Below are 1,161 nucleotides of genomic sequence, written 5' to 3'. Positions count from 1 at the left end.
CGTGGTGGCGGAACGGCTCGACGAGCACCCGACCGACCTGCTCACCCTGCGCGGGATCCGGCTGGACGACCTCATCGGCGGCCTGCTGCAGAGCGAGACCCTCGACTGCGACCTGTACGGCGAGCACGCGGCGCTGCCCACGCTGCCGGACCCCGAATTCCATCCGGCCCCCGACGATCTGGACCCGGTGCTGCTGCGCCAGGCCCTGCGCATGACCGCCGAGGACGAGCAGTCCGTCGCCGCCGGGCTGCGGCAACTACGCGACCTCTACCGCTCCCTGGACCGCTGAGCGCTGTTCCCGGCCCGCTGAGCGCTAGGCCGTGGCCGTCCGGGTGGCGGGCCGATCATCGGTGCGGCGTCCGCCGGGCGCCTCGAAGGTGTAGTCGTTCAGGTCGAAATGGGCTGCCCGCCAGGCGGCTTCGGGCGTGCTCATGGCCCGCAGCGGCACGTCCCCGTTCTTGTCGAAGTAGTAGGAGTTGGCCAGCGCGCAGCTGTCCTGCCAGAACACCTGGGTGCCGCGCCGCGACATCATCTCCTGGAAGTACCGCTCGTTGGCGGCGGCGGTGACCTCCACCCGGGTGGCGGCGTCGCGGCGGGCCTGGCGGAGCAGCCGCAGGATGTGGGTGGTCTGCATCTCGATGAGCGTGAAGTAGGACGCCCCGTTGTAGCCGTAGGGACCGATGATGGTGAAGAAGTTCGGGAACCCGGGCACGCTGACGCCCTCGTAGGCCTGCAACCGGTGGGTGTCCCACCAATCCTCCAGTCGCAGTCCGCCACTGCCGTGCAGGTCGAAGGTGGGCATATTTCCCGACTCCATGACCTTGAACCCGGTGGCCATGATGAGTACGTCGACCTGGTGGTGGCGGCCGGTGGTGCGCAGACCGCTCGCGGTGATCTCGGTGATGGGATCGGTATCGAGGGTGACGTTGTCGCGGTTGAAGGTCTTCAGGTAGTCGTTGGAGAACGACGGCCGCTTGCAGCCCAGCGCGTAGTCGGGGGTGAGCTTCGCGCGAATCTCGGGGTCCCGCACCTGATCCCGCAGGTGCGCGAGACCGGTGCGCTCGCCGAGCTTCACGATCGGCAGCACCTTGTAGTAGTGCGCCGACAGCGGGAAGGTCAGCTCCACGAACGCCTGGCTGATCCAGCGGGTGAGGAACTGGC

At 68.4% G+C, this 1,161-nt stretch carries 1 protein-coding gene and 1 pseudogene; one reads left to right on the top strand and one right to left on the bottom strand.

Features of this window, described 5'->3' with window-relative positions; genetic code table 11:
- A partial coding sequence (locus tag ACIRS4_RS38090; RefSeq protein ID WP_404204840.1) for a hypothetical protein occupies window positions 1-289 on the top strand: 289 nt, incomplete at its 5' end.
- A 24-nt stretch (window positions 290-313) separates the two neighbouring features.
- Here ACIRS4_RS38090 and ACIRS4_RS38085 read toward each other — a convergent pair.
- Window positions 314-1,161: pseudogene (locus ACIRS4_RS38085) on the bottom strand (NAD(P)/FAD-dependent oxidoreductase); the annotation flags it as partial.

It is taken from the genome of Streptomyces sp. NPDC101166 (assembly GCF_044768125.1).
Classification (GTDB): domain Bacteria; phylum Actinomycetota; class Actinomycetes; order Streptomycetales; family Streptomycetaceae; genus Streptomyces.
Note: the sequence above shows the minus strand (reverse complement) of the source record. Positions and strands in the feature narration are given on the sequence as shown.